Source organism: Deltaproteobacteria bacterium (assembly GCA_016874775.1).
Classification (GTDB): Bacteria; Desulfobacterota; Binatia; order Bin18; family Bin18; genus VGTJ01.
Genome location: VGTJ01000038.1, coordinates 1 through 26220 on the forward strand (window position 1 = coordinate 1; position 26220 = coordinate 26220).

27 protein-coding genes and 1 tRNA gene are annotated in these 26220 nt (G+C 52.0%); 10 read left to right on the forward strand and 18 right to left on the reverse strand.

From position 1 onward, the window contains the following. Positions 1-160: 160 nt before the first annotated feature. Positions 161-358 (forward strand): TauD/TfdA family dioxygenase, encoded by a 198-nt coding sequence (locus tag FJ147_08675; protein MBM4255957.1) that lies wholly within the window; start codon positions 161-163, stop codon positions 356-358. Positions 359-475: 117 nt separating this feature from the next. Here the strand turns inward: FJ147_08675 and serS are convergent, their stop codons facing one another. The 8 genes from serS to FJ147_08715 all read right to left on the reverse strand — a co-directional run bounded on the left by serS (position 476) and on the right by FJ147_08715 (position 7454). Next, positions 476-1768, reverse strand: coding sequence for a serine--tRNA ligase (serS, locus tag FJ147_08680; protein ID MBM4255958.1), 1293 nt, complete (start codon positions 1766-1768; stop codon positions 476-478). Positions 1769-2193: 425 nt separating this feature from the next. Then, positions 2194-2661, reverse strand: coding sequence for a PIN domain-containing protein (locus FJ147_08685; GenBank protein MBM4255959.1), 468 nt, complete (start codon positions 2659-2661; stop codon positions 2194-2196). Then, positions 2648-2938 carry an AbrB/MazE/SpoVT family DNA-binding domain-containing protein gene (locus FJ147_08690; protein MBM4255960.1) on the reverse strand — a complete coding sequence of 97 codons (291 nt, stop codon included), beginning with the start codon at positions 2936-2938 and terminating at the stop codon, positions 2648-2650. Before FJ147_08690 ends, FJ147_08685 begins: the two co-directional genes overlap by 14 nt. Before the next feature lie 119 nt (positions 2939-3057). Beyond that, complete coding sequence (locus FJ147_08695; GenBank protein ID MBM4255961.1) at positions 3058-3288, reverse strand: DUF433 domain-containing protein; 231 nt, start codon at positions 3286-3288, stop codon at positions 3058-3060. Positions 3289-3357: 69 nt separating this feature from the next. Beyond that, positions 3358-3924: a Uma2 family endonuclease gene (locus FJ147_08700; protein ID MBM4255962.1), complete on the reverse strand. Its 567-nt coding sequence runs from the start codon at positions 3922-3924 to the stop codon at positions 3358-3360. 156 nt (positions 3925-4080) lie between these two features. Continuing rightward, complete coding sequence (locus tag FJ147_08705; protein ID MBM4255963.1) at positions 4081-5235, reverse strand: methylamine utilization protein MauG; 1155 nt, start codon at positions 5233-5235, stop codon at positions 4081-4083. Further along, positions 5232-5957: an SCO family protein gene (locus FJ147_08710; GenBank protein MBM4255964.1), complete on the reverse strand. Its 726-nt coding sequence runs from the start codon at positions 5955-5957 to the stop codon at positions 5232-5234. The genes FJ147_08705 and FJ147_08710 overlap by 4 nt, the downstream gene beginning before the upstream one ends. A 147-nt stretch (positions 5958-6104) precedes the next feature. Beyond that, the gene (locus FJ147_08715; protein ID MBM4255965.1) at positions 6105-7454 is read right to left on the reverse strand and encodes a selenium-binding protein; all 1350 of its coding nucleotides are present in this window, start codon (positions 7452-7454) and stop codon (positions 6105-6107) included. A 68-nt stretch (positions 7455-7522) separates the two neighbouring features. Here FJ147_08715 and FJ147_08720 point away from each other — a divergent pair, with 68 nt between their 5' ends. The 3 genes from FJ147_08720 to FJ147_08730 all read left to right on the forward strand — a co-directional run bounded on the left by FJ147_08720 (position 7523) and on the right by FJ147_08730 (position 10966). Further along, positions 7523-8791, forward strand: coding sequence for a CoA transferase (locus FJ147_08720; GenBank protein ID MBM4255966.1), 1269 nt, complete (start codon positions 7523-7525; stop codon positions 8789-8791). 108 nt (positions 8792-8899) lie between these two features. After that, a complete protein-coding gene (locus tag FJ147_08725) occupies positions 8900-10657 on the forward strand; it encodes a HAMP domain-containing protein (GenBank protein MBM4255967.1) in 1758 nt (585 codons plus the stop codon). Between the two features lie 222 nt (positions 10658-10879). Continuing rightward, positions 10880-10966: transfer RNA gene (locus FJ147_08730), tRNA-Ser, on the forward strand. 55 nt (positions 10967-11021) lie between these two features. Here FJ147_08730 and FJ147_08735 read toward each other — a convergent pair. From FJ147_08735 to FJ147_08765, 7 genes are all read right to left on the reverse strand, one after another. Then, on the reverse strand, positions 11022-11960 hold the full coding sequence (locus tag FJ147_08735; GenBank protein ID MBM4255968.1) for an ABC transporter permease: 939 nt from the start codon (positions 11958-11960) through the stop codon (positions 11022-11024). A gap of 7 nt (positions 11961-11967) precedes the next feature. After that, entirely contained in the window at positions 11968-13059 is a 1092-nt protein-coding gene (locus tag FJ147_08740; GenBank protein MBM4255969.1) for an ABC transporter permease, read from the reverse strand. Continuing rightward, a complete protein-coding gene (locus FJ147_08745) occupies positions 13053-14588 on the reverse strand; it encodes an ABC transporter ATP-binding protein (GenBank protein MBM4255970.1) in 1536 nt (511 codons plus the stop codon). Before FJ147_08745 ends, FJ147_08740 begins: the two co-directional genes overlap by 7 nt. Before the next feature lie 6 nt (positions 14589-14594). Next, positions 14595-15605, reverse strand: a complete 1011-nt coding sequence (locus FJ147_08750; protein MBM4255971.1) for a BMP family ABC transporter substrate-binding protein — start codon at positions 15603-15605, stop codon at positions 14595-14597. Further along, positions 15605-16330, reverse strand: coding sequence for an SDR family NAD(P)-dependent oxidoreductase (locus tag FJ147_08755; GenBank protein MBM4255972.1), 726 nt, complete (start codon positions 16328-16330; stop codon positions 15605-15607). Before FJ147_08755 ends, FJ147_08750 begins: the two co-directional genes overlap by 1 nt. Before the next feature lie 4 nt (positions 16331-16334). After that, complete coding sequence (locus FJ147_08760; protein MBM4255973.1) at positions 16335-17165, reverse strand: 6-pyruvoyl tetrahydropterin synthase; 831 nt, start codon at positions 17163-17165, stop codon at positions 16335-16337. A gap of 84 nt (positions 17166-17249) precedes the next feature. Beyond that, positions 17250-17999: a hypothetical protein gene (locus FJ147_08765; protein MBM4255974.1), complete on the reverse strand. Its 750-nt coding sequence runs from the start codon at positions 17997-17999 to the stop codon at positions 17250-17252. Between the two features lie 674 nt (positions 18000-18673). Between FJ147_08765 and FJ147_08770 the strand changes: the two genes are divergently transcribed. Beyond that, a complete protein-coding gene (locus tag FJ147_08770; GenBank protein ID MBM4255975.1) occupies positions 18674-19426 on the forward strand; it encodes an SDR family oxidoreductase in 753 nt (250 codons plus the stop codon). Here the strand turns inward: FJ147_08770 and FJ147_08775 are convergent. After that, entirely contained in the window at positions 19366-20145 is a 780-nt protein-coding gene (locus FJ147_08775; protein ID MBM4255976.1) for an NRDE family protein, read from the reverse strand. The genes FJ147_08770 and FJ147_08775 overlap by 61 nt on opposite strands. 159 nt (positions 20146-20304) lie before the next feature. Between FJ147_08775 and FJ147_08780 the strand changes: the two genes are divergently transcribed. The 4 genes from FJ147_08780 to FJ147_08795 all read left to right on the forward strand — a co-directional run bounded on the left by FJ147_08780 (position 20305) and on the right by FJ147_08795 (position 23995). Further along, the gene (locus FJ147_08780) at positions 20305-21270 is read left to right on the forward strand and encodes a MoxR family ATPase (GenBank protein ID MBM4255977.1); all 966 of its coding nucleotides are present in this window, start codon (positions 20305-20307) and stop codon (positions 21268-21270) included. A gap of 35 nt (positions 21271-21305) precedes the next feature. Next, positions 21306-22718 carry a VWA domain-containing protein gene (locus tag FJ147_08785; protein ID MBM4255978.1) on the forward strand — a complete coding sequence of 471 codons (1413 nt, stop codon included), beginning with the start codon at positions 21306-21308 and terminating at the stop codon, positions 22716-22718. A gap of 75 nt (positions 22719-22793) precedes the next feature. Continuing rightward, positions 22794-23312, forward strand: a complete 519-nt coding sequence (locus FJ147_08790) for a bifunctional nuclease family protein (protein ID MBM4255979.1) — start codon at positions 22794-22796, stop codon at positions 23310-23312. Continuing rightward, a complete protein-coding gene (locus FJ147_08795) occupies positions 23258-23995 on the forward strand; it encodes a tetratricopeptide repeat protein (protein ID MBM4255980.1) in 738 nt (245 codons plus the stop codon). The genes FJ147_08790 and FJ147_08795 overlap by 55 nt, the downstream gene beginning before the upstream one ends. Before the next feature lie 645 nt (positions 23996-24640). Here the strand turns inward: FJ147_08795 and FJ147_08800 are convergent. Both FJ147_08800 and FJ147_08805 read right to left on the reverse strand, forming a co-directional pair. After that, complete coding sequence (locus FJ147_08800) at positions 24641-25360, reverse strand: hypothetical protein (protein ID MBM4255981.1); 720 nt, start codon at positions 25358-25360, stop codon at positions 24641-24643. Between the two features lie 18 nt (positions 25361-25378). Then, on the reverse strand, positions 25379-25762 hold the full coding sequence (locus FJ147_08805) for a YraN family protein (protein MBM4255982.1): 384 nt from the start codon (positions 25760-25762) through the stop codon (positions 25379-25381). Positions 25763-25891: 129 nt separating this feature from the next. Here FJ147_08805 and gatC point away from each other — a divergent pair, with 129 nt between their 5' ends. After that, on the forward strand, positions 25892-26179 hold the full coding sequence (gene gatC / locus FJ147_08810; protein MBM4255983.1) for an Asp-tRNA(Asn)/Glu-tRNA(Gln) amidotransferase subunit GatC: 288 nt from the start codon (positions 25892-25894) through the stop codon (positions 26177-26179). Positions 26180-26220: the final 41 nt, after the last annotated feature.

Below are 26220 nucleotides of genomic sequence, written 5' to 3' on the forward strand. Positions count from 1 at the left end.
GGCCTACAGGTCTCCGACGATGAGTTTCAAGCGCTCAATATCAAACCCGGTAAGTTTCATGGCGATTGGAACTATACGCTTCTTCCTCGCTCTTAATCGGTAACTTAATTCTTGCCCATGCCTAACGGAGGAGGAGTCGGAGCAGTTGCTTGATGGTCTGATGACCTTTGCGTGTCAGGCGCCACGTACCTACACGCATGCGTGGAAACCTGGTGATGTGGTGGTGTGGGACAACCGCTGTGTGCTGCATCGCGCGCGTCCGTTCGACCACGCCGAACCACGGGTGATGAAGCACACCCGCGTGTCCGGCGATCCAGCTTCTGAGCTGGCCGTTCGGGGCGACCAGATTGCACAATAGGCGAAACGAGGAATATCTTCGGTCCGCAAAGAGAAATTGGTGCAGCGACGGAGCTAAGTGACGGATCTCGCGGAGGGATTCTTCACTTCGCTTTCGAGCTAGTCAGGCAACGTTTGTTTACTTCTCTGCTGTAATCTTTTCCCTTCCATCTAGATATGGACGCAACGCAGGTGGAATGACCACAGAGCCATCTTCCTGTTGGTAGTTCTCTAAAATCGCAATCCACAGACGACCAATTGCGAGACCCGAGCCATTCAGCGTGTGGACAAACTCAGGCTTCGCCTTTGGTTCGCGACGAAAGCGAATCTGCGCCCGTCGCGCTTGGAATGCCTCACAATTCGAGCAGGATGAGATCTCGCGATAGGTATTCTGGCTCGGGAGCCACACTTCGATGTCATAGGTCTTGGCAGAACCGAAGCCCATATCGCCGGTGGACAAAACAACCGTCCGATAGGCGAGCCCTAACGTTTCAAGGACAGCTTCGGCATTGCGCGTGAGGGCTTCGAGTTCCTGATAGGAATCCTCTGGGCGTGTCAGCTTTACCAGCTCGACCTTATCGAATTGATGCTGGCGAATGAGACCGCGCACGTCTCTACCATAACTTCCTGCCTCCGAGCGAAAACACGGAGTGTAAGCGGTCATCTTCATAGGTAACTGACTGTTATCGAGAATCTCGCCAGCGTAGATATTGGTGACGGGTACTTCCGCGGTAGGAATCAAATAAAAGTTGCGCTCGTCGGTCAGCTTAAATAGATCAGCCTCAAACTTCGGCAATTGCCCGGTGCCGTATAAAGTTTGGCTATTCACCATAAATGGTGGGAGTACCTCAGTGTAGCCATGTGTCTGCGTGTGCAGGTCGAGACAAAAGTTAATCAATGCGCGTTCAAGCCGGGCACCCAGGCCTTTCAGAATCGAGAACCGGGCACCGGTTATTTTTGTCGCTCGTTCGAGATCAAGAATGCCCAGTGCTGTGCCGACATCGACATGATCACGCGGAGTGAAAGAAAACTGCAGCGGCTCACCCCAGTGTTTCACGACCTGATTAGCTGACTCATCAGCCCCAACCGGAACACTCTCATGCGGCAAGTTCGGCAGCGTCGCCAGCAGTCCATTGAGTTCGTTTTCCACTGCCGCGAGGTCAGCTTCGATAGCTGGCATACGCTCACCCATCTTACGCACCGCAGCGCCACGCTTCTCAGCTTCTTCCTTCTGGCCCGCTTTCATCAACTTGCCGATTTCCTGACTCTCGCGATTACGTGCAGCTTTGAGGTCCTCGCCCTCACGGATAAGTGCCCGTCGCCGTTCATCAAGCGTCGTAAAGCTCTCCAGTGCCGCGAGCGGAAAGTTACGCTGTTCAAGTTTAGTTCGCACCACCGTCAAGTGGGTACGCAGAAGATTCACATCATGCATTGGTGTACATGCTCCTCACTACTGACCGCAAGTCAGGACAGTAACGTAGCGGTCTAGTTGGGACTGTCAACTGACTGATAAGTTTTCTATCGCAAGCGAATATTGATTCCCTCAAGAAAGTATCGTTGGCTTTTCCTATCAAAGCGAACACAACGTATTCTCTGTCCTTCAGTGAAACCTTTTTGTACGAGGTCAGCGTTCAGATCGTGCACTAGCTTTGCAAGTCTTGCTTTCGTAGTTTCGTTTTCTCTCGAAGCTTCGGGGAACACTGTGCGGCAAAGGTTGTCAGCAGTGGCAGAACGCGGCTCCGTAGCGATTCGTCGTAGCCTCGTTTGTCGGCTGTCCAGTATTCACAGCCGCACAGGTCGGCAATTGCGGCGTGATCTACGCTCTATACTTATACTCGTCAGAGCAGGGGAAGGTAATCAACTCAGGATCGTCATGCTCTGCAGGAAGGCTTGTGGTGTTGTGATCTTTAAGCCTGTACGAGCAGCGACTTGTCGGGTGAAGTGCCGGGTGTTTGTGGAGAGAAGCCAATCAGGTGCGGCCTTTAGAGCTGAGACGAGGACCGGAACGTCTGCTTGATGCCGAATCAGGTGACGATAGCGAGAAATCTCTTCTGAGCTGGGTAAAGGAACCGTTTCAGATTTGAGAAGCCGCACGAGCGTATCGTATGCGTCTATGGTCTCGGCAGCCAATGACGGGTCGGTGGTCAGCAGTGCGAGCAAATTATCCTCAACTTCGCCGCGCACGTACTCGGCGAGGATAATGGTGAACGCTCCACGACGGGCATGGATGAGAATCGCACGAGAGACACTCCAAGGGGCATATAATCCTTCGAGAAAGACTCCAGAATCGAGGAAGAGCCGCTGGATAGAACTACTTCCTTCCATACAGCTCTTGGAACCGGCGACGACGGACGCGCTCCATGTTCTTCTGGGCCTGTTCAAGAGTGACACCTTGTGACATCAATGCCTCTTGGATGCGTCGGCACAAGCGATCGAGCGTCAGATCAGCCGGAACCATCATTAAGGCATCACCGATTTGAAGAAGCACAACCTCACTTCCCTTCGCGAGTTTATGTTTCTTGCGATAGGCAGCAGGGACGGTAATCTCTCCGTGTTCGCCGACACGAATAGTACCAAGCGAGCGGGCCAATGATTCTGGCATCGGCAAAGAACCTCCTGGGACAATAGATACAGCCGAAGCGTAACGAGTCCTCCTCCGGTTCGCAAGCTGTTCAGATAGGCGAGGTTTAGTTTTACGCGCCAGCTCAACCTTCAAGACCGTTATGCTGCGCGCCGCCGTTTTTCGGTCCGTGCGACGAGCGCTTCTCGCGCGAGGTCGACCGCTTCGGCAATGACTTGGCGAGTCAATCGTCCATCATAGGCCTGCGATATCCACTTCCATCTTTTGCCTTGCGCTACATAAGAGAGAACATCTTTGACGAGAACGCGTGTCCCCTTAAAGGTAAGGGGCCACCACAAATTTTCGGATCGGAAATAATGTGCTCGCCGTATTCTTGGCGTTTACGTGTGGCCACAGAACTCCTACTCCCACAACGCGCGCACGTGGAATACAAACCCTGGTCATTCAGGATCGCCGCTGACTGAAGTTGGGTTGTCTAGCGTTTCGACGGGTTGACCTGGTCGATAGATGTATACTCGTTGTTCCAGTGGATCGATGAGCCAACCGAGGTGGGCGCCGTTGTCGATGTACTCTTGCATCTTTTCTACCAGGTCTGGCAGCTTGTCTGTTTGTGAACGGACCTCGACAACAAAATCTGGGCAGATTGGTGCAAACCTTGCCCGCTGAGCTTTGGTCAAGGCCGCCCAACGCTCACGGCGTATCCAGGATGCATCGGGGGAACGAATGGCACGGTTGGGCAGTGTGAAGCCTGTTGAGGAATCGAACGACAGACCGGTGCCGTCTTGTTTTGCCCATGCGGTGAGGGAGAAAAACGTTTCGCCGCTGCGCCAGCCACTTTCTGATCCGGTTGGAGGCATGATGCTTAATTCTCCTTGTGCCGTGAGTTCTAGTCGTAGTTCAGAGTTCTCTTGGCAGAGCAACTCAAATTGCTCTTCAGTCAAATGGACTCCTTGGACATTGATTTTGACTGGCCAAGTCAGTTCGTACGTTACTGATGGTGGTCTCATAAATGCTCCTTATGATTAGCAAAGTTTAGGAGCTTGGTGATAGGTTTTCAACGGTAGAGAAGGTTTGAGATGCTGTGGTGAAACTCGAGAAGACGTTGAGCTTCGAGAGAGATGAAGAGAGATTCTTCGCTTCGCTCAGAATGACAGTAGGGTGGCTTACGGAGTCGCCCCTTCTTTAGCCAATGCTTCTACATTGTCCCCGGTGAGGCTGTGTAAGAAGGCAAGCAGAGCGCCTTTTTGTTGGAGTGAGAGATGCAGGGGAGAAATCTTTGGATCTTGTCCATCACTTCCGGTGCCGCCACGGTCGTAGTAGTCCACCACGTCTTCTAACGTGAGCAACGCGCCATTGTGCATGTAGGGAGCTGTCCGTGCGACGTTGCGTAACGAGGGGGTTTTGTAACGCCAGAGGTCGGTTGGGTCGTTGGTGATTTCGTATCTTCCACGATCTTGCTCTGGCGGGGTGAGTACTTCGTCAACCTGGGAGCGTGGCATTTTCACCATGAGCCCACCGCCCAACTCGACATCAACTAGCTTGTCTGGAATGAGTCGGAGCTGTGCAACCCCGGTGTTGTGAAAACCTTGGTTGGTGAACAAGGCCGCGTCCTTGGTGATGGTGTGGCAGGTGATGCATTGTCCCTTGCCGGAGAAGAGCTTGAATCCGGCTTTTACTTCTTCACTTATTGCGGTCTGATCTTTGCCAAAGTACCAACGGTCAAACGGTGAGTTTCCTGAGAGGAGTATTCGCTCGTAACTCGCCAGCGCTTTCCCCAGGGTTGAAATGCTTACGCCTTCACCGAATACTTTGTGAAACTGCTCTTCATAGCCAGGGAGCCGTCGCACTTTTTGGATGACATATCCCATTGAAGGATTTGCCATTTCTACTGGATTGGTTAGTGGACCAATAATCTGGTCTTCGAGGGTGAACTCGCGGCCATCGTGAAACAGTACCCGGAGATAGGCGACGTTGTACAATGCTGGTGAGTTGCGCTTGGTCGATTGCCCATTCATGCCAACGGCTAGTCGTGTCTCGTTAACCGTAAAGCCTTGGGTTGGGAGATGGCACATGGCGCAAGACATGGTGTCATTCGGTGATAAACGACGATCGAAGAAGAGGCGGCGGCCTAAGGCGATTTTTTCTGGAGTGAGGGGATTGGTTTCTGGAACGGGAACCGATGGAAGACCTAGGGGGGCTGGGGACAGCTGTGAAGAGAGACTGAAGGTTGGAGCAAACAGGTGATAGGGAACAAGGAACAGGGAACAGGCAAGAAGAAGAAGGAGAATACGTTGTTGCCTGAGGCCGTTGATCTTCATGGGGATTCACGAGTGGCTGATTTTTGAGTGGTTTCGAGGAGAATCGTCTCAATGTCATTGAGGACAAGTTGAGCGCTGAAGAGACCGGTACTGTAGATGTTCCGTACATTATGATGCTGGTCAACCAGGTACACTTTGAGAACGTGACGGAAGAGGCCGCTCCATTCGCCGTTGTCTTTTGTCAATCTCGCGACGGGTTGATTAAAATCATCGAGAATCGGTTGCAACTCTGTCGTCGTTGCACTGGTCAAAAAGTGCCAGTCGGTGTGTGGTGTTAGCTTCGCTTTGACTTCTGCCATGCGAGTAGGAGTATCTCGCTCCGGGTCAAAGCTCACTGAGAGAAGTGTCGCCCGCCGCGCAAGTTCCGGGCGTTGACTCAGGAGATGGTCGAGTTGATGCAAAACTGCTGCAGCAAGTGGGCAGCCGCCGACATCTGCACAGGATGTATACATGAAGGAGATGACGGCAATTTTATTTTTTGTCAGTGAGCGCAAATTGACACGTGTCCCTTGGGGATCCAGCAAAGAATGATCATGCACGGTATCGATGACTGGTAGGGTATAGGTGCCGGGTGGTGGCGGTGTGAATTGCGGTTGCAGAGCGTCGGGGATCGCGGTCGTGTGAGCGTTGGTACTCTGGGCGTAGGACAAGGAAGAAGAGAGAATCACGACTGAAACGAGGAGAGCCAAGCAAAGATTATTGGACACTTCTGAAACCTGCAAATTATAGCGGTTGTGTTTACCCTATTCCATAACATTCAACCCTCACCCTAGCCCTCTCCCTGCCAGGGAGAGGGGAGTGTAAGCGAAGCGCCTGGGAATATGGGAAGTGTCGGTGGTATGCTCAAGTGACGTTTGACGCGATACGTATCACTGCATGTTTGTTGCGACTCGCCGAGTATCGGTCCCCATGTTATCCGTGTAAATCTGATTCTTATAAAACTGATCCTGGCCGAAGTGCATGATGTGCGGGCGACCGAGCTTCTCTTTGTTGAAATCGACCGTAAATGAATGTTTCAGGGCTTTGCCGTCCCAAGTGTAGGCTTTGAGGAACTGTTCGTTCGCTTCGCCTTTTTTGTCCCAGTTGGCTAGCAGTGAGGTCGTAAAGTAGACGCGCTTGCCATCCCATGACTGCGAAACCATATTCACTTGCGCGCCAATTTTTTGCTCGTGAATCATGCGTGGCTTGGTTGGGTCTGCGACATTGTATACACGGCAGGTGCCATCCATGAACGTATTGACGAAGAGAAATTGATCGTCAGCCGAGAGACTGATGTCGACTGGCAGTGGCACTTTCTTGGGATCGCCAATGTCGGCAACGGCCTTGGCAGCAAAAGTCCCATCTTCCTTCTGATTGATGAGCCAGATCTTTGAGGTCAGAGCCGTGGCAGTAAATGCATAGTGATGTCGGGGTTGTAGTGCCCAACGAATTTCCAAAGGCGCGCCAGGGACCTCGAATGTTTGGATAGGCTTACGGGCGTGGAAATCCCAGAGCACCATGGTGCTGCCAAAGCGTTTCATCGCTTCCGGGTCAGCGAGCATCTTGCCGAAGTCCATCATGTAATTGTTCCAACCCGTGAAAGACGAGGTCAACATGCGGTTGAGATGTGGCTGAATACGGACGTCGTAGCCATACTCGGCACCTTCGGGCATCCAGTAGGTCTGAATGAATTTGCCCTCGTTGTTGTACTCGACGAGGCCCGTCTTGCCGCCGTGATCTTTCTCGTTTGAGAGTCCGGTGATGAGCATGCGGCCTGGTAGAGGATAGAAGGTATGTGGCCCGACGACACCACCAGAATCTTTGACAAACGTATCAATGGTTTTGACTAACGCAGGTTTCGCTGGCGAAGCAGCGACGTCGAAAACGAAAATTTTGCTGGTATCGAGGCCACCAAGCCAGAGATACCGACGGTCGTCGGTAAAGCCACCGTGATGGGCTTCGTGTTGTCCGCCAACGGAAACACTAGAGAGGACTTTCCCGTACTGATCTGGACGTTTGGGATTCGCACCAATTGTGACAAGTTTATCTGAACTGTCTCCCAACCCTTTATCGCCGAGCGTCCAAATGTAGACGTAGTCTTCTTCACCGGTAATTTTGGGCAGATAGGGCGACTGGCAGGTTTCGTCAGCGCGTACCTGCGTAATGCTGACCGCGAGAAATGAGCAGACAAGTGCTGACCACAAGACCACGCGTCGCCAGACCAACTGATGCTGATTCATAGAACTCTCCTCTCAAAGTACTTGTGCCACGCGACAAGAACAGCTAGCAAATCACTTCCTACGATGCAATGAGAGTAGGGAGTAAGGAGGGGCGTATGACTAAAGAGGAATTTTATCGCGACGCGCGTCCTGGATCAGTCGGACCATTGGAAGGGGTCGTCGTTATTGAAGCGTGTACAACATATGCTGGACCGGTTGCTGGCGCAGAGCTAGCGGATATGGGAGCCGAGGTGATCAAGTGCGAACTGCCGGGGACTGGGGACATCTGTCGTTTGTTTGGGCCTAAAGTGCCGAATGCTCCAGAGGCTGACAATGGAGCACCCTTTCTCAGTATCAACCGGAATAAGAAATCGATCACGTTGAATTTCCATCACGCCAAAGGGCAAGAGATCTTTCGCCGACTCGCGAGTCGTGCGGACATTGTCTTGGAAAACTTTCGTCCTGGTGCCATGAGCAAATGGAACATTGGTTATGAGCAGGTTTGCCAAATGAAGCCGGACATTGTCTACGTGTCACTCTCGTGCTTAGGACAATGGGGCCCGTTGTCACATAAAGTGGGATACGACACCGATGCCCAGGCGATGAGTGGGATCATGTCGGTGACGGGGCTGCCGGATGGGCCACCGACGAAAGTCGGGAATGCCATCGTTGATTACCTCAGCGGTGTCAAAGCTGCGCAGGCAGCATTGGCGGCATATGTGCGGCGGTTACGAACGGGAGAGGGACAATGGGTAGATGTTGCGATGGTGGACAGCGCACTTTCTGTGACAGAAGGGGGAATGATGCATGCCGCGATGAATGGTGAGGTATGGAAGCGCAATGGCAATCGGCATCCATCCTCGGCTCCATGCAATAGTTTTCGTTGCGTTGATGGTGAGGTGATGCTCGCGGTAGCGCACGATCGTCAGTGGCAACGGCTTTGTCAACTCATTGGCCGGGAGGACTTGATGCATGACCAACGGACGGGAAACATCGCAGCGCGCAAAGCCAATGAACCATTCGTTGAGCAGGTCGTCGCCGCGTGGGCACGTACACAGCGTGTGCAAGACGTGGTAGCGACGCTTAACGCGGAGAGCATTTCCTGTTCACCGATCCTCGATTTTGGACAGATTGTGAAAGAAGAGCACTTTCGCGTACGTGAGAGTGTGGCAGAGATTCAGCATCCGACGGCAGGCAACTTGACGCATTATGGAACTGCGCCGAAGTTCTCTCGTACACGGACAGGGGTCCGCTCTGCGGCACCGAGGTTAGGGCAACACAATGCTGACATCTATGGGCAATGGTTAGGGTATGACGCGAAGGAGCTAGCAGAGTTGGTGGGAGCAGGGATCATATAGTCATCCTCGTACTAAAGGCCAGCTCTCAGTGGCCGATCATTCTTCAATGCCGACACCACAGGGGTGGTGCAAATCTTTCGTAGCTTTGCGGCAGATTGGATTCCGACCATGTTTCGGTTGAAGAACGTTTCGGTACGCAACAAACTGTTAATGCTGAGCGCGACATTACTCGTGGCAGTCGCGGTGGTTGGCGCGACTGGATATCGCGGCATTACGGAACTGACCCAGTTGTACGGAGTGAGTGAACAACAGTTTGAAGCGGTGCGAACGGTGGCAACGATAGAACGGGCGTACGATGTGCTACGAGGGATTGTTTTTCGGGCCTGGATTGCTGCGCAACGCCGTGATCAAACCGGACAGGATGAAGCAACGACAGACTTGCAAAACCAGGCGGAGATCATTACCGCTTCGTTTGACGCGCTTGAGACCTTTCCGCTGGAGCAAGACGCAAAGGATATGATGGGCCAGGTGCACGCGGCGCTTTCGATGTATGTAACGCGGGCGCAGGAAACAGTAAAACTGGCAGCGAGTGGCAGTTGGGATCAGGTCGAAGCAGAACTCGTTCAGTTTCAAGCCATGTTTACAAGCACTGGGGAAATGCTCCAAGACCTGGGCCTGCTCGTGCGTGGGGGGACGAGCTTTATCAAGGCGAAAAGTGAAGAGACGGCAGGACGCGCGACGCAACATGCCGCGATCGTACTGGGAGTTGCGTTACTGCTGGCCATTGGGTTGAGCTGGGCCATTGCGTACTCGATTGTGACGCCCTTGGTGAAGATGACACAAGCTGCGCGGCTGATTGCGACTGGAGAGATCGGGCAGCAGATCGATCATCACGCGAAGGATGAAACTGGGGCACTGGCTGGCGCCTTTCGAGAGTTGATTTCCTATATTCAGGGGATTGCGGAAGCGGCGGATCGTGTCAGCAGCGGCGATCTCACTGTGACGATTGATCCGAAGTCAACACAAGATGTGCTGTCGCGTAACTTCGCCCATATGGTGGAAAATTTGCGAGAGATGAACGGAAAAGTCCGCGAGGGGACAGAAGTCCTGTCTCATGCGATTGCGCAGATCCTCAGTACGATATCGCAGGTTGCGCGGAGCACGACTGACACGGCGGCTGCGGTGACGCAAACCGCAACGACTTTGGAGGAGGTCAAGAAAATCGCCCACATGGCGAATGAGCGAGCGAAAGCGGTAGCTGAGAATAGTAAGCAAACCGCGACTGTCTCGGCTAACGGTGAACTTGCGTTGACGAAAGCAGACGCTGGCTTGAACCGTATCCGCGAACAGATGGAGTCGATTGCCGACAGTGTCATTCATTTAGGTGAAAACAGTCAAGCGATCGCTGCGATCATTGAGGCCGTGAACGAGGTCGCTGAGCAGTCCTCGCTTCTAGCGGTGAACGCGGCGATTGAGGCGGCGAACGCTGGTGAATTGGGAAAAGGGTTTGCCGTGATTGCGCGCGCAGTCAAAGTGCTCGCTGACCAGTCCAAGCAAGCAACAAGCCAGGTTAGTGCCATTCTCACCGACATTCAGAAAGCGAGCCATGTAGCGGTGCTGGTGACGGAGCAAGGGACTAAATCCGTTCAAGTCGGAGTTTCTCAATCCCTAGAAGCGGGAGAGTCGATTCGCATTTTGTCCAGCAACATCGCCGATGCGGCGCGTGCCATGACGAACATTGCCACGTCTAGTGAACAACAGCTTACGGGGATAGACCAGGTTGTAGGTGCGATGACAAGCATCCAGCGTGCGAGCGCGCAGAACGCTGAGAACATGAAGAAGATTGAGATAGCAACGCAGAATCTCCAAGGGGTGGGTGCTTCTCTGTCTGTACTCTTGGGGCAATATCGACTGACAGCCTACTGAGGAGCGCTTGCACGGAGAAACAGAAGGACGGTGGCCGATTCGTTTTTCACCAAAGAAAAATTATCGGACATTGTATGTAAAAAGAGTGTTCGCGTATGGCCTCGACCGCCATCGTGACTGCTGGTAAATACTCGGCGTGCAGGAAAATTTTGATGTCCCGTAGTTGCCCCACAGGTTTTCAGCCATGGCGATTAAGTTTGTAAATAGCTGAAAATACTACAGGGAGGGATGGCTGAGTGGACGAAAGCGCCGGTCTTGAAAATCGGTAGGGTCGCAAGGCTCTCGTGGGTTCGAATCCCACTCCCTCCGCTCTCGCGTTTCTATTTCTCAGACAGACAAATTCAGTATAGCGGAATGGTCACCGCTACTCGCGATGGTATGGCTGTCCGAGTGCGGCTGGCGCGGTGGCGCTGGTTTTCAGCAGCATCAATGCTAAGAGCGTCAGTACGTACGGTAGCATCAGCACGATCTGGTATGGCAGCTCTGAACCGAGCGCTTGTAGATGAAACTGCAATGCCGTGGCTACACCAAAGAATAGGGCACCCCATAGCGCTCCAGTGGGATTCCAGCGACCAAAGATAACGATAGCAAGGGCGATGAAGCCACGCCCTGCAGACATTCCTTCAATGAAGGTGTTTGAGTACGCGAGTGAGAGATAACTGCCCGCGATGCCTCCGAGTACACCTTCGAAGGCAAGAGCCAGGAAACGGACTCTTTTGACGGAGATCCCTAGCGTTTCGGCGGCGTGGGGATGCTCCCCTACCGCTTGAAGTTGGAGTCCAGCGCGAAGGTAAAAAAGAAAGAATGTACATATCGGCACAAGGGTAATGGCAAGATAGACAAGCCCTGCATGCTGGAAAAGGGATGAGCCAAGGATTGGGAGCGTACTGAAAAAGGGGATATGGATGGGCAAAAATGTGGAGACCTGTAAGGCCTGCCCAGTAACGCCGAAAATCCCACGGTAGAGAACACCAGTGAGTCCAGCCGCTAACAGGTTAAGACCTACTCCGACGACAATTTGATCAGCACTAAGCCCGACTGTTAATCCGGCGAAGAGCAAGGCAAGGAGAAGGCCGCTCACTGCACCTACGATGAGTCCTAGTAGAGGTGAGCCGGAGAAGTAACTGGCAGTCATACCAGCGAAAGCACCGGTGAGGAGAATGCCTTCAAGTCCGATATTAATAATGCCTGCGCGTTGCACGAAGGTCTCTCCCAACGCAGCGAACAAAAGAGGAGTTGCCGCTACGAGAGTGGAGTGTAGGAGTGCGTCACTATTGTTCAGAAGGGCAATGAGAAAATCCATTTCAGCACTATGTCAGGGAAGGTAAAAGTACGAACCAACACAAAAGGAGCGGTACGATGAGGCGTGTTGAAGTCCGGTGGATGAAGCGTTGAACGGTAGCGGTACTGTAGGCGGCAAGAAAGAGCACCACAACGGCTTGTATGACGGATGCAAGAACAGAGGAGAGCCCGATGGTTCGTTGTACAGCACTGGCCCCGGCGTCTAATGCACCAAAGAAGAGTGCAGCGAACACAACGCCGATCGGAGAGCGTTGGCCGACGAGGGCGACAGCAATGGCAGTATAGCCGTAACCAGGTGAAAATTTTTCGTACACACGGTGCGTGATTCCGCTTACTTCAATACCTCCGGCAAGGCCAGCAAGCGCACCACTGAGCAGAAAGGCGAGCGCGACTTGGCGATCTGTGGCAATGCCAGCAAAGCGAGCGGCAATTGGGTTCGCACCAGTGGCACGGATGCGGAAGCCAGCTTTCGTGCGGAAAAGGAAAATCCAGACTATCAGTGCAGCAACGAGGGCGAAGAGAATTCCTAGGTGGAAGCGAGCTGGAGGAAACAGCCGAGGAAGGGTGGCCGTAGGCGGAAGGGGGTCAGTTTGTGGGTATTGCCCGGCCACTTCCATGAGTGGACCGTGGACACCATAACTGACAAGGTACAGTGCGACAAAATTGAGCATAATCGTACTGATGACTTCGTTGACGTTGTGTTTTTGTTTGAGATAGGCGGCACAGCCAGCCCAAAACACTCCGGCACTAAGCGAGGCAGCAACGACAATCGCGACTGCGAGGGGTGAAGGAATGAAGGTGAGGTGCTGACCGACCCACGCGGTCGCGAGGGCACCGAGGAGAAGTTGTCCTTCGGCGCCAATGTTCCAGACGCCAGCACGAAGGGCCAACATTACTGCGAGACCGGTGAATAGTAGTGGGCAAGCTTTTACCGCGGTTTCGGAGAGGCGGTAGGAATCACCTGCTGCGCCGAGCCATAAGTTTACAAAGACGCTTGGGACATCGGCACCGGTAAGCCATAACCCGCACGCAATGACGATCGCTGCTGATGCAAGAGCAAGGAGTGGCGATATGAGTGCGGTTAGTTGAACAGTCACGATGCGGTGGTCACTCCAGTCATCATTTGGCCGAGTATCGCGGGCTCTATCTGAGGATCAACGGGACCCAAGAGTCGACCATGATACAGTGCATAGATGCGATGACTGAGGGCGAGAATTTCGTCAAGGTCGGTAGAGAAGAGCAAGACTCCTGCACCGCGCTGGCAGTGTTCGTTCAGGGTGCGGTGTACATAATCGGTTGCTCCGATATCCAGTCCGCGAGTTGGGTTGGCAGCGATGATTAACTGTGGCTGTGTTGCTAGTTCACGGGCAATGACGATGCGCTGTTGGTTACCACCAGAGAGAGAAGAGGTCGCGGCGAATGGTGATGACGTGCGAATGCCAAAGCGGTCGATTTGCGTGATAGCGAAGTGGCGAAGATCGCTGGGGCTGAGGAATGGTCCAGGAGATACGGTGGCAAGACGTTGAGAGTTAAGGAGGAGATTGTCTTCCACAGACAGGGAAAGGGCAAGTCCTTCCTGGCGGCGGTCTTGGGGAATAAGGGCGATCCCCAGGGTACGCATTTGAGCTGGGGAAGAGCGGCGCAGCTGATTACCACTGATGGTGATGGTTCCTTGTGTTGGTTGCTGCAGTCCAAGCAGAATCTCGATGAGTTCCGTCTGTCCATTGCCCGCAACTCCGGCGATGCCAACGATCTCACCAGGTCGTACGTCTAGGGAAAGATTGTGGAGCGAGACGCCACGAGAGGAGGTTGAGAAGGAGGTGCTATCGAGAGACAGGTGTGGGGAGGTGTGTGGTGGGTGGTCACGCGAAGTTGAGGAGGTGAGATTCAGGGAGGCGCTGGGAAGAGGCAGCTCTCCGACCATTAGTTGAGCGAGTTCTGCCGGAGTTGTGGTAGCAGTGTTTTTCGTTGTGACCAAGCGACCTCGACGCAGAACGGAGAGGCGATCGGCGATGGCGACCACTTCGGGAATTTTGTGGGTGATCAAAAGAATCAGATATCTTTCTTGTTTCAAACGACGAAGAACAGCGAAAAGATTTTCAACTTCAGCTGGAGTAAGAACGGCGGTTGGTTCATCAAGAATCAGGATGCGAGCCGAGGCAGCGAGCGCTTTGAGGATCTCTACACGTTGCTGAGAGCCGACAGACAGTGCTGCGATGGGGGTGTCAGGATTTTCGATGTTGATGCCGAAGTGAGTTGCGAGAGTGACTATTTGTTGTGATAAAACCTTACGATCGATTCTATCGAGACTGGAACCTGCATGTGCGAGAAGGATGTTTTCCGCAATGGTAAACGAAGGGATGAGCATGAAATGCTGGTGAACCATGGCGATGCCAGCAGCAAGTGCAGATCGAGGTGACGAGAAGCGGTGGGGGTGGCCGTCGATGAGGATGGTGCCAAGATCGGGGCGATATAAACCAGAAACCAGATGCATAAGAGTAGACTTCCCTGCACCATTCTCGCCGAGGATGGCGTGAATTTCGCCGGCGGGGAAATCAATACTGACGTGATCAACCGCGAGAGTCCCACGAAAAGTTTTGGTGAGGTCTCTGATGGCAAGGTCGGGCATGGGAAGTTATGAAGCGCCTGATGGTACGGGGGAGAATTCAACGCTGGGGACAGTTAAGGTGCCATTGATGATCTGTTGCTGCGCGGCGTCGATGCGAGCTTGCGCTTCAGGCGAGAGACGATCTTTTAATGTTGGGTTGTAGACGAGAGCTATGACGTTGTCTTTCAAGCCCAGGCGAATAATGCGGCCTTGAAAGGAGCGGTTTTGGACAGATTGGGCCATTTGCAGAAATGCTGTCGGGATATCAATGACGCCGCTCGCGAGAATCACAGAAGGTGCGAGATCGTTTTGGTTTTTGTTGGTACCAAAGGCAAGAACATTCTTTTCTTGGGCGGCTTGGAAGGCTCCAAGACTAGCTGCGTCGGCGTTCGGGATAATGACATCACAGCCTTGTTCTATGAGTGCTGTAGTTGCTTGCTTGGCCGCGCCGACATCTTCCCAGTTGCTGATGTATGAAACGATGACTTGGAAGTTGGGATTGACACTTTTGGCTCCAGCCTCAAACGCCATAAACGTGCTTTTAAGGGGTGGAATCTCAACGCCGCCGATAGCGCCGGCTTTGCCTGTTTTAGAGACGAGCGCACTTATCATACCCATGAGATATGTCGCTTCTTCGAGGAGAAATCGCATCGGGGCGACATTTGTTCGAACAGTGCTCCCTGAAGTGGTGATGAATACAGAGTTGGGAAAGTCGGTCGCAACCTTCGCGGCCGCATCTTGGAACTCAAAACCATGACCGAAAATGAGATGAAAATTGCGGCTGGCATAGTCACGGAAGGCTTCTTCAAATTCAGCTGGTGTCTTGGTTTCGATTTGGCTGACTTCAGCGTGAAGAGTGTCTTTGATCTTGGTTAGTCCTTCGTAGGCGAGAGCATTCCAGCCTGCGTCGCTAATCGGACCGGGGGTAAGGAGGGCGACGCGAAAAGTATTGGATAACTCCTGAACAGGTTTACTATTACAGGAGGTTCCGAGGAGCAGGATAATAAGAAGAAAAACGAGAGAAATGCGGTGGGCGATCACAAGACCCCTAAAGGTGGCATGAGTACGATCTCATCGGTGTGAATGCCAGGCGGTTGGGCGATGACACTGATCATCGCATTTGCCACGTCAGTTGCTGACAGCATCTTGCTCCGATCTAGGGTGCTGCCACTAGTATCCCACAATGGAGTGTCGACTGCGCCAGGAATGACGGCAGTCACTTTTATCCCGGCTGAGCGGACTTCGGCGGCGATCACTCTGGTTAAACCAAGCGAGCCCATTTTCGAGGCGGTATAGCCAGTCGACCCTGAGAGGGTGTGGGTGCTGGCAATTGAGAGTACGTTGAGGATGTGACCTTGGCCGCGCGGAAGCATCGCGCGTACGACGTGCTTGCAGCACAGGTAGATGCCGCGGAGATTGACGTTAATCATGGAGTCCCAGTCTTCTGTACGAGATTCAATGATTGGTCCGAAATATGCGCCGCCAGCACTGGTGATAAGAATGTCGATATGGCCAAAGGATGCTGTAGTTTTGGCGACTAAGTCTTCAACTTGCGATTCACTACTGACATCAGTAGGCACAGCGAGGGCGGTGCCGCCAGCTTTCGTGATCTCAGACACAAGTTCATCGAGTTTTTGTTTTGTTCGTGCAGCGAGCGTGACTTTGGCTCCTGATTGTGCAAGAGCGAGGGCAACCGCGCGTCCGATGCCAGATCCAGCTCCGGTGACAATCGCAACTTGCCCGTGAAGAGTTTGTATCGTCATAGTGTTATTCGCCTGTGTACTCGAAGAAATTCTTCGGCGTCTCCCAGAGCCCGACCTTAGTCAATTGTGTCCCTAATTGGGGAGAGAGAAGATCCCAAATGACTTTTGTGATGTTCTCGCCCGTGGGGTTGAGTGTGGCGAACTCCGCAGTGTCGTTATTCAGGTGTTTGTGGTCGAAGCGATCCAGCACCTCGGTTTGCACGATTTGCATGAGTAACCCAAGGTCCATGATCATGCCGGTGCGAGGGTCGACTTCACCACGTACTGTTACCTCTAGTTCGTAGTTGTGGCCGTGGCCGTTTGGGTTATTGCATTTCCCAAATACGGCGCGGTTCTCTTCATCGGAGAGAAGAGAACTATGAAGTCGGTGGGCGGCGCTGAAACCAAAAGTTTTTGTCAGGTATGCCATAGTACGTCCTTCTCCAGCAAACACATCTGACCACAACGTCGGTTCCTCATAGAGACGAACTTGCGCTAGGTGATAGTGATTACGCTCGGTTTGGAGTTTTTCTTCGATGCGATCCCGCATGTACGTGGCGAGATTCTCTGTTGTCGGTATGCGAGTGTTGAACGAGGGATGATCCGCGTTAATGAATTTATGATCAAATTCGGCGCTGACTTCTTTTAAGATAAGGTCAAGTTCCTTGACGTTCAGAACCATGCCTGTGTGCGGGTCGATACGTCCGGAGAGGGAGACGCGGAGAATATAGCTATGACCGTGGCCATACGGACTGACGCACTTTCCGAAAGTGCGATGGTTTTCCTCGAGGGAGAAGTTTGGATTCCAGTAACGATGAGAAGCCTCGAATTCGACCAGACGGGTTAAATAATACATGGCCCTACTCTTAGCGATGGAGTGAGGGAAGGATGCAGAAAACAAGATGGGGGGTCAAGTAGGTCGCTCGCTTGAGTGCGGAGGTTAAGTGGAAACGCCAGCAAGGGCATGGAGGACTCGGATGACTTTGGCGATTTCTTCAGACGAGACGTCTTCGGGAACGGAAACGATTGCGCGACGACCTGGGCTGAGAGGGATCTCTTGACGGCACTGGGGGATTGGATCGTCGCGAAGGCGATTGGTGTCGGGGGGAAGTTCCGGTGTTTTGGGAAGGGGATGCGATAGGAGATGGGAAGCGAGAGTAGGGGGATATGAGACGGGAGGAGTGTATGAGCGGGATTGGGTTAATCCAGCGAAACGAGCAGATTCAAGGAATGATTTGGCAACGGTTTCCGCATTGGTTTTGGTAAAGCGGTGCTTGAGGACGAGTTGGTTAGTTAGATTGATGTCAGATGGCAGGCCTCCGCCAGTAGTTTCATATTGATTGAGTAACCCTTGAAAGATAGTCGGACGACTGAGCGCTTCACGGAGAGCGTGTTGGCGATCTGATTCGTCGGTTGAATGGTCAATGCGAAGAAAAAGATCGCTAACGCGAAGATCTTTGCCGACGGGTTCGAGGAAGCCATATTGGCGAAGACTGCTTAGCTTGCGGTTGAAGGGGCCAGATTGCGCCGCCAAAGACAGATGTTCGGCTATGGACTCTCGGCTTATAGGGACCTGATTTTCTATCCGAAAGATCTTACGAGCGTCTTCTAACGCTTCTTGCACGCTATACGCAGGAGCATTTGGACTTTTTTGGCGGATCCCTTTTGGCTTGTCCACAATATTTTCCATAAGATCCCTTTGCTTTTAGAATTATTCACATATTTTTCGGCCTGTGAAAAGAGCAAGGTAAAGCCATTTTACTTGACTAGAGTAAGGACAAATTTTAATTAGACAAAAAAGAAATAAAAAATAATTAATTGCTATTAAATAAGCCTAAAAAGAATAAAAATCTCGTAAATGTCTCTTATTAAAGGAAGAGGGGGTGAGGGGAAGGTGATCTGAGGCGGTTAGGTTTGTGACGTTGGGTTGGGCTGAGGATTGTATTTGGCGAATGGGAGAGACAAAAATTTGTGAATTGAGTGGCGAGTATGGCTAGATAGAAATGGCAGATGTGGCGCCGTGGTGTCGTGGAATAGGGGATGCTTTAAGGGGGCGGCGGTTTGGCTTTTCGAGGACTTTTGTGGGGTTGCCGCTCACGGGGGCACTGCGCTTTGCTCCGCTGCGCTTCGCACGCGAGTGCCCCCGTGAGCTTCGTTGGGATGCGGTAGTAAAGGAGGGTGGTGGGAGATAAGAGGTGTGGGGTAGTGATGGAGATTGAATTGGGGTGGTTCACGCGAATGCTGAGAGCTTACGCTGGAGGATGCGGGTGTTTCAGGGACTGTGTAGGTAATGCGTGGGGCTCTGTAAGGTCAGGAGTGCGCGAGGCGTAGTAAGTCGGTGAGGGCCATCGGGGAGTTCGAGATATGAAGTTACAGGGAGCGACAGCACTTATCACTGGAGCTGGACGGCGTTTAGGTCGCGCGATTGCTCTTGCTCTGGCCGAGCGAGGAGTTGATCTCATCTTGCATATGCACTCAGCGTCTGAGGATGTAGTAGCGGAGATAGAAAAACGGGGTGGCCGAGCGGAGATTGTGAGAGTGGATTTGTCAACAGCTGGTGGAGCTGAGACATTGGTGCAGGAGGTGCTCCGACGTACTGGAAAAGTTGATGTGTTGGTGAATAGCGCTGCCGTATTTGGGGCGAATACGATACAGACGCTTTTGGTGGCGGAATGGCGGAAGGTGTTGCGCGTAAACCTAGAGGCACCATTGATTCTGGCAGTTCGACTCGGACGCATCATGCACGAGCAGCGGGGTGGGAAGATTATCCAACTTGGGGATTGGAGTGGTCAGCGACCGGTGCGTCACTATCTTCCCTATTGTGTAACGAAGGGAGGGGTACATATGTCGACAGCGGCGTTAGCGAAAGCATTCGCACCGCACGTGCAGGTGAATGAACTGATTTTGGGGCCAGTGTTGCCGCCAGTGGACTACGATGCAGGTTCCTTGCAGCGGCTTATCGGGACTACTCCGTTGCGGCGCTTAGGGACACCTGAAGACGTGCTTCGCATATTGATGTTTCTGCTTGACGAAGGGGACTTCGTGACGGGCGCATCTTACGTGGTTGATGGTGGATGGCTTGCGCAGCCGCCGGGAGGGATGGAGACTTCACTATAAGTGTTACGACAGGGGGAACCCGGAGCGAAGGTATAACGGTAGCGGCGTTCGGTTTGGGAATACGCAAGAACACTCGAAGAGCAGGTGCCGTACCCATCCAAGTGAATACAGACGCTTGCTCGTGGATCTGGGTCGGGAGCATGGGTTGCAAGAAGGGGATGAAGTTGGGCGCAGATGTCGGAGAAAGCCAGTGGCTGGGCTGGAGTGAGAAGGGGAAGGCGCGCGAAGTCTGGACTTGAGCGTTTGGTGCGTGGGCAACTGAGGTCGTTGAGGTTGTAGTTGGTCAGGAGATGGAAGCCTGGACGAAGCGGTTGCGTCTCGAAGAGGGGTGCTTGGGCGTGAATAACAAACGCTTCAGTGTGATCGGCGATCAGCAGATTGAAAGGATTGTAGTCACTCGGGGATTGGGCGTTGACATAGTCGACTGCCTGACGGACTGACGAATACTTGAGGGCTTCAAGGCAAAGCAGGCCACGTGAACGGCAGTGGGGGTCAGCAGTGCGACCGGTATGGCGATTGAGGATGGCTGCAATCATGCCATGTTCATTGACTGCGAGCCACGTTCCACCGGCAAGTAAGTCTTGACCACCGTAGATCCATGGGCTCGACGAGAGTTGGCGAGGAGTCGCAGAAGGTCGAGAGAGGGACTCGTCGCGGTTTGCGGCAGCAACAATGGGGTAATGAGGAAATGATTGGAAGTAAAAGGCAAGCGTACACATGGGGGCGAATTATAGGAAAAGAACTCCTGCGTATGCAAGGGTGCTACGAGGAGCGGAGGATGGACTACGTCTTAGTGTGGGAGGCCGTTGGCGGGCGCGCCTTGTCATAGGCTTTTTGCATGTGCTAGGGTGTGACAAATTTACGGCCAGGGAGGGAGAATGTTCACTTCGATCGAGGATGTTATTAACAAGTTCGCAGAGCAAAAATATATCTGCAATCAGCGGATTGCCACGATTGTGTATCTCGCGAACCATCTGCGAAAACCGATCCTGGTCGAAGGGCCGGCTGGGGTAGGAAAGACCGAACTCGCGAAAGTAGTCGGCGAAGCTTTGCACTGTGATTTGGTACGGTTGCAGTGTTATGAAGGCTTGGATGAAGCGAAGGCGCTGTACGAGTGGGAATACGCGAAGCAGCTTCTGTATACGCAAATTCTGAAGGATAAAATTGGCGAGGTGATTGAAGGGACTCGGAACCTTGCAGAAGCAGTCGATCGGATTGGCACTCAAGATAGCGTATTCTTTTCGCAGCGATTCATTTTGCCACGGCCGTTGTTGCAAGCGATATCAGCAGAGAAACAGCTCGTGCTCCTCATTGATGAGATCGATAAATCTGACAGTGAGTTTGAAGCCTTCTTATTAGAAGTGCTGAGCGATTTTCAAGTGAGCGTGCCGGAACTTGGGACCATCCGAGCAAAGCAGATTCCGCTCGTGGTGCTGACTAGCAATAATGCCCGAGAAATGTCGGATGCGTTGAAACGGCGTTGCTTACATCTTTATATCGACTTTCCTGATCGTGAGCAGGAACTGGCGATTGTAAAGATGAAAGTTCCAGGGATTGCGGAAAAGCTAGCGGAAGAGGTGGTTGAAGTCGTTCAGGGAATTCGTAAGCTCGACCTGAAAAAAGTTCCGAGCATTAGTGAGACGCTCGATTGGGCAAAAGCGCTCACGTTGCTCAACGTTGATAAACTTGAGGAGCAGGTGGTGAACGAAACCCTCAATACGATCCTCAAGTATGAGGGAGATGTGCGTAAGGCTGAGGCTGAACTCAAGGAATACCTGCAGAAGCAGAAAACGAAGGCGACGAAAGCCGGTGCGGGCCAGAGCGATAAAGACCTTCTCCATTAACGAACGATACGAAAGACATCGAAACGAGTGCCGCCATGGATGACAAGATTATCGAATTCACTCATTTACTGCGCGAGAATGGTCTGAAAGTGTCGGCGGCCGAGAATATGGATACGTTCTCTGCGCTTGGGTTGGTTGGCATACGGAACCGTGAGATCTTGAAGGATACGCTCCGGGCAACGTTGGTGAAACGAGTTGTTGACATTCCCGTCTATAACGAACTGTTTGATCTGTATTTCACCGGCCTTGGGGAGATTATTAAGCAGGCTGGCGCAGAGACGATGGCTGCGATGGAGATGTCAGAGGAGGAGTTTCAGAAATTTCTTGAGCAATTGGAAGAGCAACTCAAGAACATGGGGACCGACTTGTCTGAGTTGGCAAAAGCGCTGCTCTCAAACAATACCGGGCAGCTAGAGCGCATGCTACGGGAAGCGGCTCAGCAGGCGAACCTGCAGGATATTCAACGTTCGTTTCAGGAAGGGCAGTTTGCCAACGCTGTGGCGCAGATGTTGGGATTTGGCCAGCTCATGCAGGAAATGCAAGCGCTGAAGGAAGCATTGCAGCGAGCTGGTTTGAACCCGCAACAGGTAGAACAAGCGCTGGCGTATATTGACCGGCGCATGCAAGATCTTGCGCATATGGTGCGGAGTTTTGTCCGGGCGGAGCTGGAGAAACAGAATCCGCAAGTGCGGGAACAGCAGAAAATGCGCACGCTTGCGGACAAGAGCTTTTATTATCTGACGGAGGACGAGATCCGAAAGATGATGGAGGCGGTTGCTAAGCTCGCTCAGCGACTGAAGCATGTGATTGCCATCCGGCGAAAACGGGCAAAGCGTGGCCATTTTGATTTGCAGCAGACGTTGCGGAAGAACTTGCAGTACGGCGGGGTGCCATTTCGGATCGTGCTTGATCGTCGCAAGAAGGAGAAACCACAGGTGGTGATTCTGTGTGACGTGTCGGATTCGGTTCGGAATGTGTCGCGATTTATGTTGCAATTTGTCTATTCCGTACAGGATCTGTATTCGAAGGTGCGGAGTTTTATTTTTGTCGCTGATTTGGGAGAAGTGACGAAGCTCTTTGAGGACAACGAGATACAATCTGCTATCGATCTAGCTATGCGTGGGAACATGATCAACCTGTACGCGCATTCGGATTTCGGACGGGCGTTTAAAATGTTTCATCGTGATTATTTGTCCGCGATCAATAAGCGGACAACGGTGATTATTTTGGGCGACGCGCGCAATAACTACAACTTGCCGCATGAGTGGGTAATCCGGGACATGAAATTGCGAGCGAAGCAAGTGATTTGGTTGAATCCTGAAAGTCGCTTGACGTGGGGATTTGGTGATAGCGAAATGGATCGCTACGCTCCGTATTGTGACATGGTGGAGGAGTGTCGGAATCTCAATCAGTTGTATAGAGTTATCGATAAACTGGTTACCGCTTGATGAGGGAGGCGTGGCATTAAGGGGCGCCAGACGGGTATTGAGGACCGTGACTCTTTCTGCACGAATGAGGATGCTATGGCGAGAGAAGAATTTATCGAGATGCGGGTCGGGGGATTGACTCTTGACCCGGTAACAAAAACACCCATCGTCATTTTGAAAGATCCTGATAACAAGCTCAACCTGCCAATTTGGATTGGGCTTATGGAAGCAACCGCGATGGCCACTGAGATTGAGGGAATCAAGATGGCACGGCCTATGACGCACGATCTGTTACGGACGGTGGTTGACACGTTGGGCGGGAGTGTAGAAGCGATTGAAGTCACGGATCTGCGTGACAGTACGTACTATGCAAGTATTTGTTTAGACATACAGGGCCAAAAAGTTATCATCGATTCACGGCCAAGTGATGCGATTTCGCTTGCGCTACGCACGAAGAGTCCGATCTTTGTGGCAAAGAAAGTATTGGAAGCGTCAAGCACGTTACAGCAGAAAATGGAAGATCATCAGGAGCAGAATCTCTCTAATGTCTCAAGAGATAAATGGGCAGAAATCCTAGAGAAGATGTCTCCAGACGATTTCAAGTACAAGATGTAACAGAGACATATGCTGAGAAGGTAGAAAAGCACGTGGCGAAAGCAGTTTCTATACAAGAGCGAATAGCGGGGTTGGAAGACGGCATGCTGTGGGATGTTATTACGCAGAAGATTCGTGATAATCAGCTCGCGGTTGGGGTGGTGATTGGTATTGCTGTTCTTTTGGCCTGTGGCGCGCTTTACTTTCGATTGCAAAAAACTGCAGCTCTAGAACACTTGAGAGTAGGCATTGCGACGCTCCAAGGTGGAGAGGCGCAAAAGGCGGTAGAAACACTGCAAAAGGCGCGGAGTTCTTCCATCGGTACAACAGAGCAAGCGTTGGGTCTTTACTATCTTGGTGAAGCGTATGCGAAACTTGATAAGAAGGACGATGCGTTGAAGAGCTATGAGCAAGGCCTAGCGACGGTGAAACGGAGTGCGGGAAGAAGCTCCCTCGAACAACTGCTTCTTGTGAAGCTCGCGCAAATGGAAGAACGTCGGGGTGCTGAGGCGCAGGCTCGGCAGCACTATGAGCAAGCCAAAGAGATAGATGGTCCATTGAAACTTGAAGCGCTAGCGGCAGCTGGGCGATTGGCTGAAAAACTCAATGATCCAAACGCCGCGAAGTCCTACTACGAGCAACTGTCATCAGGGTCTCCGTCGTATCCATTGACGGAAATATTTCAGGCAAAAGTAGGGAAGTAGGAGGGGTGAGAAGAAAAGGAGAAACTCTAATCCTATAATGTCCGATAATATATATTAAGTAATTTTAAAAACGCGACTGTCGGATCTCTCCCGGGCAGCCAGGGAAATTCAGCAGTGGCCTGTAATTCAGCCTCCTGGATTCCCGCATTCGCGGGTATGACGTCCCTTGAGTTATCCATCAAAACTTTCTGGACTATCTACTAGTACTATTCCAAGAACCTAACAGAACATTCTCTAGGCCGCACCAGTGCGCACTGGTTATTCCACTCTCTTCGGATGACGCGGAGACGACCTATATGAAGGCGTTCTTGCGTCATTTCGCAAAGTCAAACGCTCTACGAGAATCTAGTGAAATTGAGACGCATAAAATAGAGAGAGACCAGCTGTAAAAGCAAATACTTGCTGCTCTACTATCTCATTCTCTTATAGTTGCTAAGGGCTAAGAAACTCAGGGTATCACTTATTTTAATATTTATTGAATATAGTCAAAATTGGATTTTCCCTGAAATACTCAACCCTCACTACTTAAATAATTTTTAAAAATTGCTTAATGAGAAAGTGTGATTCTCGGAATTCTATAAATTGACTATAGTCAATTTATGTTAAAAATGATCATAAAGCGGCATGTCCTTCTCATCCGCAATCTCAGAAATCACTGTTAAAAACAACTTTCCCTTGAGACGGAACGTTGACAGGCGTGACTTTTTCACCGAGAGACTCATGCCAGACTTTTATATTGTATTCCCCAGGTGGAACATCGGAAAGAAGAAAGCCGCCAGCACTATCGGTTATCGCATAATACGGGTGCTCGTGAATCACAAGCCATCCGATCATCCACGCATGCGCATCGCAGGTTAACTTGACGATTTCAGGCTCACGAAATGTCTCCTTGATACTCTTCTTGAACTTTGGCTGGGCTTTATTGAAGGGCGGATTCTTGCTGCTATAGCTATGAAGGTTATGAAGAATGCCATCGTTATTCAGAATGGTTACAGTCCCCCCGGCCGGGACTAATAAGACATGAGGTGCATAGCGGCATTCCTTTTGGTCCAAAACAACATCCTTGGTCGTAAATCGCTTCCCGCGCTTGATGTCGACAAGTGAAACAACAACATTTTGAATGCCACGATTGGGACCCACGATCAAAGTCTCGTCCTTTTTCTCTGTTTTGCCACAAATCTCTTGATCTTTCGAAATTGTCACCAGCATGCCGACGGGAAGTGTTCCAACAAAAGTCACTGTGCCCGTAATACTCCCTCCATTCTGTACGTTGACCGCTTCATAGCCAAGAATCTCTGGGGTCGACATCGCCAGCATCCCCAAGATCCACAATCCTAATATTCTTATTTTCGGTCGTCCTATCACGTCAGACTCCTCTGCGTTCTACCACGAGCGCATAAGCTCAAAGGCACTTTGAATGTGACTAATCCGTGCCTGTCCCTGTTCCCAGCGAATCCCTATCGCATCAAACCGCGCTTCACATTGATCAAAACCGCGCGTCACCAAATAGTACTGAGCAGTCTTGGCAACTTGTCGCTGCTTTCGCAAACTGATCGACTCGAGAGGATCACCAAACCGCGGATCAGAATTTGTCCGCACTTCGACAAAAACGATCATCTGCGGACGGCGCGGATCACGCACAATGAGGTCCACTTCGCCATAGGGCGAACGGTAGTTCTTAGCAATCAACGTATAGCCACGTGCTTCAAGAAACTGGACGGCCTTGGTTTCTCCACGTTGTCCAAGCTCTTGTCGTTGTCGGGACATCACCGTGCTCGTTAACGTAGCTGAGCCCCACACACGCAATCAAGATTCCCCTGCCCTACTTTCACAGACTCCCCTCCTCCTCTATGGTGCAGAGGCAATTCACGCATTCTGCTGGGAGTTATCATCTCTATGGCAACGGTCACACTGGAAGAGGTGCAGCGTGTTGCCCGCCTCGCGCGCCTCGCTTTGTCTACACACGAAGCTGAGGCAATGACGGAACACTTTATGAAAGTCTTCACCTATGTAGAAACGCTCAGGACATTAGACACTGACACAACCGAACCGTTTACCCATGCGGTCACCGGATACATGCCCCTGCGGGAGGACCACGTTACCAACACGCCTAACGACAACCTGCTCCGCACGGCCCCTGCGACGCACGCAACACTGTTCGTTGTTCCCAAGATTATCGACTAAGCCACCGTATTCCATCCCGTGGGACTTTCCCTATTGGTGAG

What these genes read in the sequence shown, in the direction of transcription:
- FJ147_08675 (MBM4255957.1), top strand. Translation starts at nt 161, where the DNA reads ATGACCTTTGCGTGTCAGGCGCCACGTACCTACACGCATGCGTGGAAA.
- serS (MBM4255958.1), bottom strand. Translation starts at nt 1,768, where the DNA reads ATGCATGATGTGAATCTTCTGCGTACCCACTTGACGGTGGTGCGAACT.
- FJ147_08685 (MBM4255959.1), bottom strand. Translation starts at nt 2,661, where the DNA reads ATGGAAGGAAGTAGTTCTATCCAGCGGCTCTTCCTCGATTCTGGAGTC.
- FJ147_08690 (MBM4255960.1), bottom strand. Translation starts at nt 2,938, where the DNA reads ATGCCAGAATCATTGGCCCGCTCGCTTGGTACTATTCGTGTCGGCGAA.
- FJ147_08700 (MBM4255962.1), bottom strand. Translation starts at nt 3,924, where the DNA reads ATGAGACCACCATCAGTAACGTACGAACTGACTTGGCCAGTCAAAATC.
- FJ147_08705 (MBM4255963.1), bottom strand. Translation starts at nt 5,235, where the DNA reads ATGAAGATCAACGGCCTCAGGCAACAACGTATTCTCCTTCTTCTTCTT.
- FJ147_08715 (MBM4255965.1), bottom strand. Translation starts at nt 7,454, where the DNA reads ATGAATCAGCATCAGTTGGTCTGGCGACGCGTGGTCTTGTGGTCAGCA.
- FJ147_08720 (MBM4255966.1), top strand. Translation starts at nt 7,523, where the DNA reads ATGAGAGTAGGGAGTAAGGAGGGGCGTATGACTAAAGAGGAATTTTAT.
- FJ147_08725 (MBM4255967.1), top strand. Translation starts at nt 8,900, where the DNA reads ATGTTTCGGTTGAAGAACGTTTCGGTACGCAACAAACTGTTAATGCTG.
- FJ147_08735 (MBM4255968.1), bottom strand. Translation starts at nt 11,960, where the DNA reads ATGGATTTTCTCATTGCCCTTCTGAACAATAGTGACGCACTCCTACAC.
- FJ147_08745 (MBM4255970.1), bottom strand. Translation starts at nt 14,588, where the DNA reads ATGCCCGACCTTGCCATCAGAGACCTCACCAAAACTTTTCGTGGGACT.
- FJ147_08755 (MBM4255972.1), bottom strand. Translation starts at nt 16,330, where the DNA reads ATGACGATACAAACTCTTCACGGGCAAGTTGCGATTGTCACCGGAGCT.
- FJ147_08760 (MBM4255973.1), bottom strand. Translation starts at nt 17,165, where the DNA reads ATGTATTATTTAACCCGTCTGGTCGAATTCGAGGCTTCTCATCGTTAC.
- FJ147_08765 (MBM4255974.1), bottom strand. Translation starts at nt 17,999, where the DNA reads ATGGAAAATATTGTGGACAAGCCAAAAGGGATCCGCCAAAAAAGTCCA.
- FJ147_08770 (MBM4255975.1), top strand. Translation starts at nt 18,674, where the DNA reads ATGAAGTTACAGGGAGCGACAGCACTTATCACTGGAGCTGGACGGCGT.
- FJ147_08775 (MBM4255976.1), bottom strand. Translation starts at nt 20,145, where the DNA reads ATGTGTACGCTTGCCTTTTACTTCCAATCATTTCCTCATTACCCCATT.
- FJ147_08780 (MBM4255977.1), top strand. Translation starts at nt 20,305, where the DNA reads ATGTTCACTTCGATCGAGGATGTTATTAACAAGTTCGCAGAGCAAAAA.
- FJ147_08785 (MBM4255978.1), top strand. Translation starts at nt 21,306, where the DNA reads ATGGATGACAAGATTATCGAATTCACTCATTTACTGCGCGAGAATGGT.
- FJ147_08790 (MBM4255979.1), top strand. Translation starts at nt 22,794, where the DNA reads ATGGCGAGAGAAGAATTTATCGAGATGCGGGTCGGGGGATTGACTCTT.
- FJ147_08795 (MBM4255980.1), top strand. Translation starts at nt 23,258, where the DNA reads ATGGGCAGAAATCCTAGAGAAGATGTCTCCAGACGATTTCAAGTACAA.
- FJ147_08805 (MBM4255982.1), bottom strand. Translation starts at nt 25,762, where the DNA reads ATGTCCCGACAACGACAAGAGCTTGGACAACGTGGAGAAACCAAGGCC.
- gatC (MBM4255983.1), top strand. Translation starts at nt 25,892, where the DNA reads ATGGCAACGGTCACACTGGAAGAGGTGCAGCGTGTTGCCCGCCTCGCG.